Genomic DNA, 442 nt, shown 5'->3' with positions numbered 1-442 from the left:
AGATCCCAGGAAGACTACCTGTTGATAGGTCGGAGGTGTAAGTGCAGCAATGTATGTAGCTTACCGATACTAATAGATCGAGGACTTGACCAAGATTATTTAATCTTACTAATGTTATTCAGTTTTCAGGGTGCTAACTCTAGGATATTACTTTACTTAAATATCTTTAAAAAATATATTGACATTTTTTAATTAAAATGTTAATATAATACTTGTTCAAAACAGAACAACATAATCTAGTTATTATAGCAAAGAGGATACACCTGTTCCCATTCCGAACACAGAAGTTAAGCTCTTTAGCGCCGATGGTACTTGGTGGGAAGCTGCCTGGGAGAGTAGGACGTAGCTAGGTGATGTGCCGAAGTGGCGGAACTGGCAGACGCACAGGACTTAAAATCCTGCGGGACTTACCTCTCGTACCGGTTCGATTCCGGTCTTCGGC

At 40.5% G+C, this 442-nt stretch carries 1 tRNA gene and 2 rRNA genes; all 3 read left to right on the top strand.

What is annotated here, in order from left to right:
• Positions 1–93: ribosomal RNA gene (locus LEQ07_RS19810) — 23S ribosomal RNA — on the top strand; the annotation flags it as partial.
• 142 nt (positions 94–235) lie between these two features.
• Positions 236–352: ribosomal RNA gene (gene rrf / locus LEQ07_RS19805) — 5S ribosomal RNA — on the top strand.
• 5 nt (positions 353–357) lie between these two features.
• Positions 358–442: transfer RNA gene (locus LEQ07_RS19800), tRNA-Leu, on the top strand.

Source organism: Paraclostridium sp. AKS73, from assembly GCF_025671395.1.
Classification (GTDB): domain Bacteria; phylum Bacillota; class Clostridia; order Peptostreptococcales; family Peptostreptococcaceae; genus Paraclostridium; species Paraclostridium benzoelyticum.
This window is presented reverse-complemented; position numbering and strand designations above follow the sequence as displayed.